The 12568-nt window shown below is 66.5% G+C and carries 12 protein-coding genes; 3 read left to right on the top strand and 9 right to left on the bottom strand.

Features of this window, described 5'->3' with window-relative positions; genetic code table 11:
• Window positions 1-9: 9 nt before the first annotated feature.
• Together shn_RS26175 and shn_RS26170 are read right to left on the bottom strand one after the other, a co-directional pair.
• Window positions 10-987, bottom strand: coding sequence for a transketolase family protein (locus shn_RS26175; RefSeq protein WP_064333464.1), 978 nt, complete (start codon window positions 985-987; stop codon window positions 10-12).
• Window positions 984-1847, bottom strand: a complete 864-nt coding sequence (locus shn_RS26170) for a transketolase (protein ID WP_064333463.1) — start codon at window positions 1845-1847, stop codon at window positions 984-986. The genes shn_RS26175 and shn_RS26170 overlap by 4 nt, the downstream gene beginning before the upstream one ends.
• Before the next feature lie 107 nt (window positions 1848-1954).
• On the opposite strand from shn_RS26170, the gene shn_RS35995 reads away from it, so the two are divergent.
• Window positions 1955-2242 (top strand): hypothetical protein, encoded by a 288-nt coding sequence (locus shn_RS35995; protein ID WP_145926065.1) that lies wholly within the window; start codon window positions 1955-1957, stop codon window positions 2240-2242.
• A gap of 118 nt (window positions 2243-2360) precedes the next feature.
• On the opposite strand, the gene shn_RS26165 is transcribed toward shn_RS35995, so the two are convergent.
• From shn_RS26165 to shn_RS26135, 7 genes are all read right to left on the bottom strand, one after another.
• Complete coding sequence (locus shn_RS26165; protein ID WP_064333462.1) at window positions 2361-3794, bottom strand: calcium-binding protein; 1434 nt, start codon at window positions 3792-3794, stop codon at window positions 2361-2363.
• A gap of 185 nt (window positions 3795-3979) precedes the next feature.
• Complete coding sequence (locus tag shn_RS26160; protein ID WP_064333461.1) at window positions 3980-4849, bottom strand: bile acid:sodium symporter family protein; 870 nt, start codon at window positions 4847-4849, stop codon at window positions 3980-3982.
• Window positions 4850-4989: 140 nt separating this feature from the next.
• Window positions 4990-5904 carry an SMP-30/gluconolactonase/LRE family protein gene (locus tag shn_RS26155; protein WP_064333460.1) on the bottom strand — a complete coding sequence of 305 codons (915 nt, stop codon included), beginning with the start codon at window positions 5902-5904 and terminating at the stop codon, window positions 4990-4992.
• A 16-nt stretch (window positions 5905-5920) separates the two neighbouring features.
• Window positions 5921-6871 (bottom strand): ABC transporter permease, encoded by a 951-nt coding sequence (locus tag shn_RS26150; RefSeq protein ID WP_064333459.1) that lies wholly within the window; start codon window positions 6869-6871, stop codon window positions 5921-5923.
• Window positions 6868-7809: an ABC transporter permease gene (locus shn_RS26145; protein WP_064333458.1), complete on the bottom strand. Its 942-nt coding sequence runs from the start codon at window positions 7807-7809 to the stop codon at window positions 6868-6870. The genes shn_RS26150 and shn_RS26145 overlap by 4 nt, the downstream gene beginning before the upstream one ends.
• Window positions 7806-9263, bottom strand: coding sequence for a sugar ABC transporter ATP-binding protein (locus shn_RS26140; protein WP_064333457.1), 1458 nt, complete (start codon window positions 9261-9263; stop codon window positions 7806-7808). Before shn_RS26140 ends, shn_RS26145 begins: the two co-directional genes overlap by 4 nt.
• Window positions 9264-9327: 64 nt before the next feature.
• The gene (locus tag shn_RS26135; RefSeq protein ID WP_064333456.1) at window positions 9328-10344 is read right to left on the bottom strand and encodes an ABC transporter substrate-binding protein; all 1017 of its coding nucleotides are present in this window, start codon (window positions 10342-10344) and stop codon (window positions 9328-9330) included.
• A gap of 237 nt (window positions 10345-10581) precedes the next feature.
• On the opposite strand from shn_RS26135, the gene shn_RS26130 reads away from it, so the two are divergent.
• A complete protein-coding gene (locus shn_RS26130) occupies window positions 10582-11859 on the top strand; it encodes a sensor histidine kinase (RefSeq protein WP_064333455.1) in 1278 nt (425 codons plus the stop codon).
• Entirely contained in the window at window positions 11834-12556 is a 723-nt protein-coding gene (locus shn_RS26125) for a response regulator transcription factor (protein ID WP_064333454.1), read from the top strand. The genes shn_RS26130 and shn_RS26125 overlap by 26 nt, the downstream gene beginning before the upstream one ends.
• Window positions 12557-12568: the final 12 nt, after the last annotated feature.

Here is a 12568-nt window from a genome sequence, read left to right as displayed (position 1 = left end):
GCATTCTCCTTACGCAAGGCTTTCGAGCGCCACGGCCCTTATGCCGTCGCCGTCCAGGCGGTAATGCCTGTAGAGATGGGTGGGGGGCGCGATCAGGCTGTATTCGTCGCGGATGCCGTGCCGGACGAGACGGGCGCCCCGGCCCTTTTCGGCCAGCACTTCCGCAACGGCACCGCCGAGGCCACCGAGAATGGTGTGCTCCTCGACTGTCAGGATGACCTTCGAGCGGGCCGAGGCCTCGATGATCGCCTCCTCGTCGAGCGGCTTGATCGAATGCATGTCGATCAGGCCGACGGAATGGCCGGCGGCGTTCAACTCCTCCATCGCACGCCTGGCGCCATGCACGGGATAGCCCGCGGCGATGATGGTGATGTCCCTGCCGATGCCGTGCACGATCGCCTTGCCGAGTTCGAAGGGGACGCCGTTCTCGTAGACGACCGGATCATGGCCGCGGTGGATGCGGAAATAGATCGGAAGCGGATAGTCGACGGTCGCCCTGAGGGCCGCATCGAGCGCCGGCCCGTCCGCCGTCGACACGACGGCGAGGTTGGCGATGCTGCGCATGATGGCGATGTCTTCGGTCGCGTGATGGGAGGTTCCGTAGAAGCCCAGCGAAATGCCGGTGTGGTGCCCGATCAGGCGGACCGGCTGCCTGCAATAGGCGACATCCATGCGGATCTGCTCGCAGCACAGCAGCGCCAGGAACGAGGCGAAGGTCGCCACATAGGGAATGACGCCCGTCGTCGCCATGCCGGCGGCGGCCGAGACCATGTTCTGCTCGGAAATGCCGAACTGCACGAAGCGCTCGGGATAGCGCTGGGCGAAGCCGGAAAGGCCGTTGGAATATTGCAGGTCCGCCGTGCCCGCCATGACGGGGTGGCCGGCCTCGGCAAGGGCGATGAGCGCATTCGACAGCGTGGGGAGCGAGGGCGCACGGCGGTTGATCTCGCGGTACTGCCACGAGTCCTTGGAAAGCAGCTGGGTCATTGGGAGATCACCGTGTTCAGGATCGTTTCGCGGGCCCTGGCCTCGTCTTCCGCGCCGAGATAGCCGAGATGCCAGCCGGGCTCGGTTTCCATGTAGTCGATGCCCTTGCCCTTCACCGTGCGGGCGATGATGCAGCAGGGCTTTTCGCGCGTGCGATCGGCCTTGACCCTGCGCAGCAGCGTCGTCAGCGCCGCAAGATCGTGGCCGTCGACGGTGTGGACCTCCCAGCCGAAGGCGCGCCATTTCTCGTCGAGCGGTTCGATCGCCATGACGTCGTCGACCTTGCCGTCGAGCTGGTAGCCATTGCGATCGACGATGGCGACGAGGTTGGAGAGATCGTGCGCGGCGGCGGACAGGGCGGCTTCCCAGACCTGGCCTTCCTGCATCTCCCCGTCGCCGAGAAGGACGAAGGCATTGAAATCGCGCTTTTGGAAGCGGGCGCCGAGCAGCATGCCGACGCCGTTCGACAGGGCATGGCCGATGGAGCCGGAGCTGAAATCGACGCCGGGGACCTTGGTCATGTCGGGATGGTCGCCGAGCGGGCTGCCGAGCCGCGTATAGCTTTCAAGCCATGCGGGATCGAAGAAGCCGAGATCGGCGAGAATGGGGAAGAGGCCGACGGCCGCATGGCCCTTGCCCATCAGGAAGCGGTCCCGGTCGACCCAGGCAGGCTCGCCCCTTCGAAGCCGCATCACATCGTAATAGAGCGCCGCGAAGATCTCCGCGCAGGAGAAGACGGAGGTGTAGTGGCCCACCTTGGCGATCGAGATCAGCCGAAGCGTCTCGAGCCTGACGAAGCGCGCGCGCTCCTCAAGGAAGGCAAGCTGTTCGCCGGACAATAGGTCATCGTCGCGCGCCACCGAAAGGTGGCCGCCTGGAGTCTGTCGCACTGACAAGGATCTGCTCCCGCTGTTTTCTAACTTATAAGTTATAAGATATAGAAAACCGGCCGGCGTGCAACAGTTTTTTGCGCAAGGGGCGCATTGCCCGGCATGTCCGCCGCAACAGCCTTTCGATCATGGGGGTGAGCGTCGCGGCGCGCGCCGCCGCCAGCCGGAAAGGCCGGTCGTGCGGTGCATCGTGGCTATTGCCGCGCATCATGAAGGACGGCGCCGAGCGAGGCCCGGCCGAAGGGGAACGCACCCTCCTGCCCGGCCATGCCGCCAAGGACGGCAAGAGCTTCGCGCGCTCTCAGCCGCGCGCTTTGCGCTTTCGCGTCCTTGATCGCACGCCTCTTCCGATCGCAAAGCGCTGAACGCCATTGCACGGCATGCTCCGGGGGAGTGTTCTAAACGGCCGTCCGGCGCCGAAGCCCTGTCGCTCCGGCTGGAAATGCCTCGGCTGGCCCAAGGGCGATCCGTCGCCCGCCGGCATCAGGAAATGATGTCGAAGTCCGAGGCGGTCAAGGCGAGGCCCTTGTCGAGAAGCGCGAACTGGATGGCCTTGCCGCCGCCGCTGCCGTCGGCATCGTACCATACCTTCCCGCTCGCCTTGTCGTAGATGATGCGATCGGAAGCATCATGCGCCTTCGTGCCGATGTAAAAGGCGCCGGAAGCCAAATCGCCGACCTTTCCGACCTTGGTGAAGATCGTTCTATCCAGAAGGATCGTGTCATCCTTCACCGAGAAGTCGTCGATCGTGTCTATGTTGATGGAGCCGAGTTTCGTGTCGAACACGAAACTGTCCTTCCCGCTGCCGCCGGACAGGAAATCCTTGCCCAGCCCGCCATAAAGCTTGTCATTGCCGCCCTGGCCCCACATGCGATCGTTGCCGTTGCCGCCCGACATGTGGTCATTGCTCTTGTCGTCGGCCTGCGCTTCGCCCGCGATGGACCAGGTCTGCGGCTTCATCGTCTTGCCCGTCGTTCCGTCCCAGGTGAGCGTCAGGGCCTTGCCGAACCAGTCTCCGCGCGGCTTGGCTTCAGAGCCGCCATACATGAGGTCGTTGCCATTGCCGCCACTCATCGTGTCGCGACCATACCCGCCATACATGAGGTCATTGCCGTCCTGGCCATAGAGACTGTCATCGTCCCACTCGCCATGCATGTAGTCGCCGCCGGCCCCGCCATACATCTTGTCGTTGCCGCGCCCGCCCAGCAACTGGTCGGCCCCGTCCTTCGCACCGGGACCGGAGGTGCGCACCTCGCCATTGCCCTTCAAGCCGGAAATGTCCGACTTGTCGTAGCCGAAGATGACGTCGTTGCCGTCGAGACCGACCGCGATGTCGCGGCCCGGCCCGCAGACGATCAGATCCGCGTGTATGCCGGTCCAGATGAAGTCATTGCCGGCGCCGGCCACGACCTCGACGGGCTGGGTCGCACCGGAGACCTTGAAGAGCTCCGGACGGCTCCCGACGCCCTTGAAGCTCAGGCCTGTCTCGGATTCGCCATGGTGCACCATATCGACCTGATACCTGCCGCGGGTCTCGCTGTAGCTGTAGACTTGGAAGGAAATGACATCGACGCCTTCCGGTATGGTCAGGGTGCCGCTCGTCTTCTCATTGTGCAGGAACTCGATCTTGTAATTCGGTCCGAACTTGTTCAGATAATCGTAGGTATATCCGCCCCAACGGAGCGACAAACGGACCCCTTCCGAGAAAATATAGGAAACAAGAAGCTTGTCGCCTGCCTTCAATCCCGACGCATCGAGATCAAGAACAAAATAGTCGGCGCTGTCATTTCCAAGATATTCGTCGATATTTCCCTTGTATCGGCCGATGACATCACTTCCGATCTTGAAGACCGGATAGCTTGATCCGTCATAGGTATCGCCCTGCGTATCCTCGGAATACTGCTGTATGGTCGCCATCTTCCACCCCGTTCCAATGGCATCGCCTGCCGACGACACGCCCCTCTATATTATCGATCTTGCCGAATATCCTGTCAACGCAGCAATAAAATGGAAAAACTTGCTTTTCGCCCTGAGAACAGCCCGTATTGCTGGACTTGATGCGCGGCCGCCCCGTCCGGTGCCCGGGGCGCAGCGCCCACCCGTCAGGCCGGCGCCTTTATGGTCATGCGGCCATAGGCAACGAGGCTGAAGCCGGTCGCATACATCAACAGGCCGAACAGCGCGGGCGGCACGGCGATCTCCGGCGAATGCATCATCGTGATCGCGAGGACCATGCCGATCGCCGCGTTTCGAATGCTGATCGAAAGGGTCACCGTGACGGCCTCGGCAGCCGAGAGGCCGAGTGCGCGCGACCCCAGCAGACCGAGCGCCACGGCGCAGACGACCAGGGCGACGACGGCCGGCCCCGCGCTGACGAGGATCTCCACCCACCGTTCATACACCGAAATGCCGATGCCGACGATCAGGGCCACCAGCACCAGGAGGCCGAATGCGCCGACCAGCCTTTCGGCGCGCGCGGCGAAGCCGGGGGCCTTCCGCCGGATGCCCATGCCGACGATCACCGGGAACAGGATGATCGCGATCATCACCCCGATCGTGCGCAACACGGGAAGGTAGACGCGGGCATCGCCATCGCTCAGGCGTTCGATCGCGAAATTGGCGAAAAGCGGCAGCGTCACGATCGCGACCAGGCTGCCGACGGCGCTCAACGCGATCGACAAGGCCAGGTCCCCCCTCGCGAGATAGGAAAACAGGCTGGACGTGGTGCCGATCGGGCAGGCGGCGACGACGACGAGGCCGACCGCGATTTCCGGCGGCAGGCCCATGAGCATGGCGAGCAGCAGGGCCACCAGCGGCATCAGCACGAGCGCGGCGACGATGCCCCAGACGAGGGCCTTCGGCTGCGTGACCACGCGCTGGAAGTCGACGGGCGCGAGCGTCATGCCGATGCCGGCCATGATGATGAACACGGCGATCGGCAGGCCGATGTCGATGAGGGCGGATTGCTCCATGCTGCTCTTCCCAACAGAGGCGTGGTGGTCCCGCCTGGCCGCCTAGCTTTGATGCATCCGCCCTCCGAATGCAACCGGCGTGATGGACCCTGCCCCCTCCGCCGCCCGGGCGGCAGACGGCGTGCGGCCGCAAAACCCCTTCAGGGCCGCTGGCTGCCCGATATGGCGAGGTATATGGAATAGAGCGAGGCCGTGGCGGTGATGAAGAGGCGGTTGCGCCGAGGGCCGCCGAAGGTGAGGTTGGCGACGGTCTGGGGCACGCGGATCTTGCCGATCAGCGTTCCCGCCGGGTCGAAGCAATGCACCCCGTCGCCGGCGCTGGACCAGAGATTGCCGGAAACATCCGTGCGGATGCCGTCCGGGATGCCGGTGTCGATATGGCAGAAGACGCGGCCGTTCTGAAGGCGGCGGCCGTCGGCGACATCGAAGGCGCGGATATGGCGCGGCAAGGCCGGATCGTGGCTGGCGGCGGAATCGGCGACATAGAGCGTGCGCTCGTCCGGCGAGAAGGCAAGGCCGTTGGGCTGGGCGAAATCGCCGATGACGGCCTCGATCGCGCCGGTCTCGGGGTCGAGGCGATAGACGTTGCGCGCCGCCTGCTCCGGTTCGGCCCGGTAGCCCTCGTAATCGGACAGGATGCCGTAGGTCGGATCGGTGAACCAGACGGAGCCGTCCGATCTCACCACGACGTCGTTGGGCGAGTTGAGGCGTTTTCCCGCATGGCTTTCGGCGAGAACCGTGATCGAGCCGTCGATCTCCGTGCGCGTGACGCGGCGCAGACCGTGCTCGCAGGAGACGAGGCGGCCCTGCCGGTCGCGGGTGTGGCCGTTGGCGAAATTGGAGGGCTGGCGGTAGACGGAAACGCCGCCGTCCGGCGTCCAGCGCAGGATGCGCTGGTTGGGAATGTCGCTCCACAGGAGCTGGTTGGCGTCGCTGAACCAGACCGGCCCCTCCGCCCAGCGGCAGCCGGTATGGAGCTCCTCGAGCCGCGCGCTGCCGACGATCAGGTGGAGGAAGCGCGGGTCGTGGATTTCATAGGGGGATTCGGAGGCCATGGCTGGTGTTCCTGGATTACCGGGCGCCGGGTCGGCGGCCGCCCGCAAGCATGATGACGCTGATGATGATGAGGCCGGTCATGATGAGGCGCACGCCCGCGCCGAGACCGTAGGTATTGAGCATGGAGACGACGAGGAACATGAAGAGCGAGGCGCCCCAGACGCCCGGCACGTTGGAATCCCCGCCCGCCACCGCCGTGCCGCCGATGACCACGACGGCGATCGACATCAGGAGATATTCCGAGCCCATGTTCAGCGCCGCGCCGCCGGAAAAGCAGGCGAGCAGGTAGCCGGCGAGCGCGGCGAGCACCGCACAGAAGACATAGGTGACGAAGCGCGCGCCATCGACGGGAATGCCGGCCATCCGCGCCGCCGGCATGCTCTGGCCGATCGCGGAGATCCAGCGGCCGTAAAGCGTCTTTTCGAGGAGCAGCCAGGCGACGAGCGACAGCACGAGGGCGATCAGCGCCACATTGGGCACGCCGAAGGTGCTGGCCGTCGTGAAGTCGGCCAGGAAGGGCGGCGGCTTGATGCGCAGGCCCCGGTTCGTCCAGATCGCCGTCGACTGCACGATGAAGCTCATCGACAGCGTCGCGATGATGGGCGGGATGCGCAGCGTCTTGATGAGGGCGTAGTTACCGATGCCGACGGCGACGCCGATGAGGATCGCGACGACAAGGCCCGGCAGGATCATGCCGTTCTCCACATTCATCAGCTTCAGCGCCACCGTGCCGGCGAGCGTCATGGTGGCGGGCACGGAGAGGTCGATATTGCCCGGCCCGAGCGTGATGACGAACATCTGGCCGATGCCGACGATGATGGAGAAGGCGGCGAAGGTGAGCGCGGCCTGCGTGAGGCCGATCGCGCTCGCGCCGCCCGTCACGGAGATCGTCGCGAGCCAGACGATCACGGCGGCGATCCACGACCAGATCCAGCTCTTCTGCGCAAGGTGCCGGAAAAGGGTCATCGCCGCCTCTCCCGGTTCTCGATGCGGTTGAGGACGAGGCGAAGCGCCAGCACGGTGATGAGGATCGCGCCCTGCGCGCCGATCTGCCAGTCGGGCGAGATGCGCAGGAACGAGAGGAACGAGCCGGCAAGCGTCAGCGTCAGCGCGCCGATGACGGCGCCGATCGGCGAGACGCGGCCGCCGATGAACTCCCCGCCGCCGAGAATGACGCCGGCGATCGACAGCAGCGTATAGCGCAGCGCGATATTGGCGTCCGCCGAGGTGGTGAGCCCGACGAGCGCGATGCCGGCGAGCACCGCGAAGAGGCCGGCGAGCCCATAGGCGGCCGCGCGCGCAAGGATCACCGACCAGCCGGCGCGCTCGACGGAGCGCTGGTTGCCGCCGACGCCACGCATGAGCACGCCGAGCGAGGAGCGCATGACGACAAGATGGGCGATGGCCGCGATGACGATGCTGGCGACGATCGCCATCGGCACGACCGGCGGCTTCATCGTCATCAGCGCCCGCGCCCAGTCCGGCGCCTGCCCGCCCGGCGCGGGCAGGAGCAGCACGGCGAGACCCGCCCAGACGAAGCTCATGCCGAGCGTGACGACGATCGACGGCAGGTTGCGCAGGTGGATGACGACGCCGAGCAGCGCATAGACGCCGATCGCTCCGAGGAGGATGAGCCCGCCGACGAGCGGCGCGTCGCGCAGGAAGGTCGCGGTCACGCAGGCGACGAAGCTGACGAAGGCGCCCATGGAGAGATCGAGATCGTTGACCGCCATGACCAGCATCTGCGCGATCGTGGCGAGCGCGATCGGAACGGCGAGGTTGAAGAGGAGGTTGAGACCGACATAGCTCATCGCCCGCGGCTGCAGCCAGAAGACGGCGGCGAGCAGGACGGTCAAGGAGAGCGCCGGGATGAGGAGGCGCACGGCGTCGTTGGACATCCTCATGCGGCCGCTCCCTCGAAGGAGGCGGCGAGGATGTTGGCTTCGCCGACGGCATCGCCGGAAAGCTCGGCGACGATCCGGCCCTCGCGAAAGACGTAGACGCGGTCGCAGAGGCAGACCTCCTCCATCTCCGTCGAATACCAGACGAAGGTGCGGCCGGTCGCGGCCTCCTGGCGCACGATCTCGTAGACCTCCTGCTTGGTGCCGACATCGACGCCGCGCATCGGGTCGTCCATCAGCACCACCGGCGCGCGGGTCGCCAGCGCCCGGGCGAACAGCACCTTCTGCTGGTTGCCGCCGGAAAGCGACAGGATGCGGTTGCCCATGTCCGGCGTGCGGATCTCGATGCGCCTCTGCCATTCGGCCCCGCGCGCGTCCTCCTCGCCGGTTCGCACCAGGCCGCTGCGCGTCATGTCACCGAGCGAGGCGATCGAAAGATTGCGCAGGATGCTCCACAATTCGAACACGCCATTGAGCCGGCGGTCGCCGGCGACGAAGGTGACGGCGGGATCGCGCGCGGGCAGCCAGGCGCCGCTTCCCGCCGCATGCAGCGCCATCAGCATGTCGGTCTGGCCATGGCCCGCCAGCCCCGCGAGCCCGACGATCTCGCCGGCGCGCGCCAGGAACGGCAGGCCGCGCCCGCCCTGCTCAAGGACCACGGGCGCGCCGGTGAGGTCGCGCGAGGCGCGGCGGTGGGCCTCGCCCTTCACCACGCTGCCCATGGCCTCGACGAGGCTGCGCTCGGAAAAATCCGCCGCCGGCCGGCTTGCGACGATGCGGCCGTCCTTCATCACGACGATCCGGTCCGCCGTGGCGAGGATTTCGCCGAGGATGTGCGAGATGAAGACGACCGACCCGCCGGCCGCGACGAAGCGGCGGACATGGACGAGCATCTGTTCGGCAAGGCTGGCGTCGAGCGAGGACGTCGGCTCGTCGAGGATGACGAGGCGCGGCGCGACGCCCGCATCGGAAAAGGCCATGGCGATCTCGACCATCTGCCGCTCGGCGATGGAAAGCTCGCCGACCGTGCGATCGCTCTCGATGCCGTGGCCGGGAAAGATCGCGGCGAGGCTCGCCTCGATGACCGCCCGCGCGCGCCGCCGCCAGCCGAAGCCGCCGAGCGGACGGTGCATCAGCCGGACATTCTCCACGATGGTGAGGTTGGGGCAGAGCGAGAGTTCCTGGAAAACGCAGCGCACGCCGCGGGCGCGCGCCGCCGTGATGCCGTAGGCGCGCGCGGGCGCCCCGTCATCGCCCGCAACGCCGCCGGCATGGGGCGTCAGGCCGCCGTTGATGACGCTGACGATCGTCGACTTGCCGGCGCCGTTGTGGCCGACCAGACCGACGCACTCGCCCGGCATGATCGACAGCGTCACGCCGTCGAGCGCCCTGACCGCCCCGAAACTCACCCGGGCCTCGGCGACCGCGATCACCGGTTTCCCCATCTCACCCGTCATTGGCCATCGCTTCTGTGCTGGAAAAGACCGCGCGGCCAGGGCGACCGCGCGGCGCCGGGAGGCCTTACTGGGCGGCTTCGATGACCTTGATGGCGTCGGCCTGCGAATATTCCACATTCGCGACGCCGCCCGCCTGGGTGGTGGCGAGGTTGGCTTCGAGATTGTCCTGGTCGATGCGCAGGAACGGCACGACGAGGTCCTTCTTGACCTCCTTGCCGTCAAGGATCTGCTGGGCGACCCAGAAGGCGAGCGTGGAGACGCCGGGCGCGATGGAGACCGACATGGTCTCGTAGCCGTTCGCGTCCTTCTGTTCCTTCCACCATTTCAGCTCGTCCTCGCGGTTGCCCATGACGATGACGGGCATCGGGCGCTTGGCCGCGGCGATCGCCTGCGCCGCGCCATAGCCGTCGCCGCCCTGCGTGACGACGCCGACGATCTCCGGCAGGCTCGGCAGGATGCCGGCGACGGCCTTCTGCGCGACGTCCTGCGCCCAGTCGCCATGCACGGAGCCGACGACCTTGAACTGCGGGAATTGCTTGACGCCCTCATGGATGCCCGCCGAGATCTCGTCATCGACGAAGACGCCGGCAAGGCCGCGGATTTCGAGCAGGTTGCCGCCCTCCGGCAGCTTCCCGGAGAGATATTCGACCTGGCTGCGGCCCATTTCCTTGAAATCGACGGCGATGCGCCAGGCGCAGGGTTCGGTCACGATGCCGTCGAAGGAGACGACGGTGATGCCGGCATCGCACGCTTCCTTGACAGCGCCGTTGAGCGCCGTCGGCGAAGCGGCGTTGACGACGATGGCGTCATAGCCCTGCAGGATCATGTTCTGGATCTGCGCGGCCTGCTCGGTCGCCTGGTTCTCGGCCGTCGTGAACGGATCGGCGGCAGCGACCGCGCCGGCCTTCACGGCCTCGCCCGTCACCTTGTCCCAGCTCGTCAGCATGGCCTGACGCCAGGAATTGCCGGCATAGTTGTTGGACAGGGCGATCTTCTTGCCCGACGTGTCGGCAAAGGCGGAAACGGGCACGGCGACGCACGCGGCGACGGCCGATGCCAGAAGCATCTTACGAATTCCCATCTGTCTCTCTCCCTCAGGATCCGGTTGGCCGGATCGAAATCGTTATCCGCTGAGCTTCCTCCTCTCAGCCCGGACAGGATGCGGGAGAACGGCAGGCCTGTACAGGCGCGGCTCGGCAAGTCATTTGCGGGATTTGCGCGAGAAGTTGCGGGTTCACGCAAGACGCGGCTATGCTTGTCGGCGCTTACTGGAGGGCGGCGACGGCGCGGGAGGCCGCCGCCGGGAGGATGTTCGCCCATGCTGCAACTGGCGCCTGCCGCGCTTTTCGAGCACTATCTCGGCATTTCGCGGCTGCTCGCGGGCCAGCTCGATTTCCGCTCGGCCATCCGTTCGGTGGCCAACGAGGTCGCCCATATCATCCCGCACGATCATCTCGACGTCTGCGTGCTCGTGGAGGACGGCAACTACCACACCGCCTACGAGACCGGCATCGACACCGCCTGGGGCGACCTCGAAGGCGCGCCCGTCGTCTACAGCCCGATCCGCTCGCTTTTGTGGGGCGAGGTCGACTACCTCCTCAGCGACGACGCCACCGTCGATCCACGCTTCCGCTTCGAGGGCGCCTTCCGCGCGCCGATCGACGAACAGTCGCTGCGCAGCCGCATCCATGTGCCGATGAAGGTGGAAGGCGCGATCATCGCCGCCCTTTCCTGCTCTTCGCAATCCGCCGGGCTCTATACGCTCGACGATGTGGAGCGCGCCCGCGTGATCGCCGACCTGCTGACCCCCTATTTCTTCGCGCTGCGCGCCGCCGAACAGGCGCAGCGCTCCGCCATCGTCGAGGCGGAGGCCCGCGCGCGGGAGGAGGGCCTGCGCCTCGGCGCGCTGCGGCTGACCGAAGCGCTCGAACAGGAGCGCCAGCGCATCGGCATGGACCTGCACGATCAGACCCTCGCCGACCTCACCCGCCTCGCCCGCCGCGTCGAGCAGCTTTCCCTGAGCGGCGAGATCGGCCCTGACGCGCTGGAGCCCGTGTCGCGCTCGCTGCAGCACTGCATGCATGACCTCAGGCAGATCATCGAGCAGGCCAAGCCCTCCGTCCTCCAGCTCTTCGGCCTGGCGCAGGCCGTCGAGAACCATCTCGACCGCTCGGTGCGCGACAGCGGCATGCCGATCCGCTGGGCGCTCGCCGACGAGACGGCCGGCGCGCTCGACAAGCTGGAGCCGACCGTCAGCGTCGCCCTCTTCCGCATCGCGCAGGAGGCGATCAACAACGCCGTCCGGCACGCGCGCCCGACGACGCTCGCCGTGCGCCTGCGCATCGAGGCCGAAAGCCTCGTGCTGGACGTCGTGGACGACGGCTGCGGCGTCGTTCGCACGCGCGGGCGCATCGGCAGCGGCGTCGAGAACATGAAGACGCGCGCCCGGCTGATTTCCGCGAGCTGCGCGATCGGCGCGGGGCGCAACAACAGCGGTACGACCGTGACGGTCCGGCTTCCCCTCGCCCCGCAAGGCGGCGCGGCAGCCCCATGCGAAGGAGGAACGGGTGATGAAAGTCCTGATCGTGGAGGATGATCCCCTGCATCGTTCCTACCTGCACGAGGCGGTGAGCGCCGCGCTGCCGGAATGCGAGACCGTCATCGAGGCGGAGAACGGCCTTTCCGGCGAGAAGCTCGCCCGCGACCACAAGTCGGCGCATATCGTCATGGATCTCCAGATGGCGACGCGCAACGGCATCGAGGCGGCGCGCACGATCTGGAAGGAACGGCCGGAGACGCGCATCCTCTTCTGGTCGAACTATTCCGACGAGGCCTATGTGCGCGGCGTCTCGCGCATCGTGCCCGACGGCGCGGCCTACGGCTACGTGCTCAAGTCCGCCTCCGACGAGCGGCTGAAGCTGGCGCTGCGTTCGATCTTCGTCGAGAGCCAGTGCGTGATCGACCGCGAGATCCGCGGCGTGCAGCAGAAGAGCCTCGGCCAGACGAACGGTTTCACCGATTCCGAATACGAGATCCTCGTCGACATCGCGCTTGGCCTGACCGACCGGGCGATCGCCCGCCGGCGCAACCTGTCGCTGCGCAGCGTCCAGAACCGCCTGCAGCAGCTCTACGACAAGCTGGACGTCTACCAGTCGACCGGCGAGGACAGCGAGGATGCGCGCTTCAACCTGCGCACCCGCGCCGTCACCACCGCGCTCCTGCGGAAACTGCTGAACTACAGCGCGCTGGAAAAGGCCGAAGCCGACCTTCAGGAATGGCTGACCAACCTCTGAGGCGCGCCGCGG

Source organism: Shinella sp. HZN7, assembly GCF_001652565.1.
Taxonomy (GTDB): Bacteria; Pseudomonadota; Alphaproteobacteria; order Rhizobiales; family Rhizobiaceae; genus Shinella; species Shinella granuli.
This window is presented reverse-complemented; position numbering and strand designations above follow the sequence as displayed.

What these genes read in the sequence shown, in the direction of transcription:
- shn_RS26150 (WP_064333459.1), bottom strand. Translation starts at nt 6,871, where the DNA reads ATGACCCTTTTCCGGCACCTTGCGCAGAAGAGCTGGATCTGGTCGTGG.
- shn_RS26155 (WP_064333460.1), bottom strand. Translation starts at nt 5,904, where the DNA reads ATGGCCTCCGAATCCCCCTATGAAATCCACGACCCGCGCTTCCTCCAC.
- shn_RS26135 (WP_064333456.1), bottom strand. Translation starts at nt 10,344, where the DNA reads ATGGGAATTCGTAAGATGCTTCTGGCATCGGCCGTCGCCGCGTGCGTC.
- shn_RS26125 (WP_064333454.1), top strand. Translation starts at nt 11,834, where the DNA reads ATGAAAGTCCTGATCGTGGAGGATGATCCCCTGCATCGTTCCTACCTG.
- shn_RS26140 (WP_064333457.1), bottom strand. Translation starts at nt 9,263, where the DNA reads ATGACGGGTGAGATGGGGAAACCGGTGATCGCGGTCGCCGAGGCCCGG.
- shn_RS26165 (WP_064333462.1), bottom strand. Translation starts at nt 3,794, where the DNA reads ATGGCGACCATACAGCAGTATTCCGAGGATACGCAGGGCGATACCTAT.
- shn_RS26145 (WP_064333458.1), bottom strand. Translation starts at nt 7,809, where the DNA reads ATGAGGATGTCCAACGACGCCGTGCGCCTCCTCATCCCGGCGCTCTCC.
- shn_RS26160 (WP_064333461.1), bottom strand. Translation starts at nt 4,849, where the DNA reads ATGGAGCAATCCGCCCTCATCGACATCGGCCTGCCGATCGCCGTGTTC.
- shn_RS26175 (WP_064333464.1), bottom strand. Translation starts at nt 987, where the DNA reads ATGACCCAGCTGCTTTCCAAGGACTCGTGGCAGTACCGCGAGATCAAC.
- shn_RS26130 (WP_064333455.1), top strand. Translation starts at nt 10,582, where the DNA reads ATGCTGCAACTGGCGCCTGCCGCGCTTTTCGAGCACTATCTCGGCATT.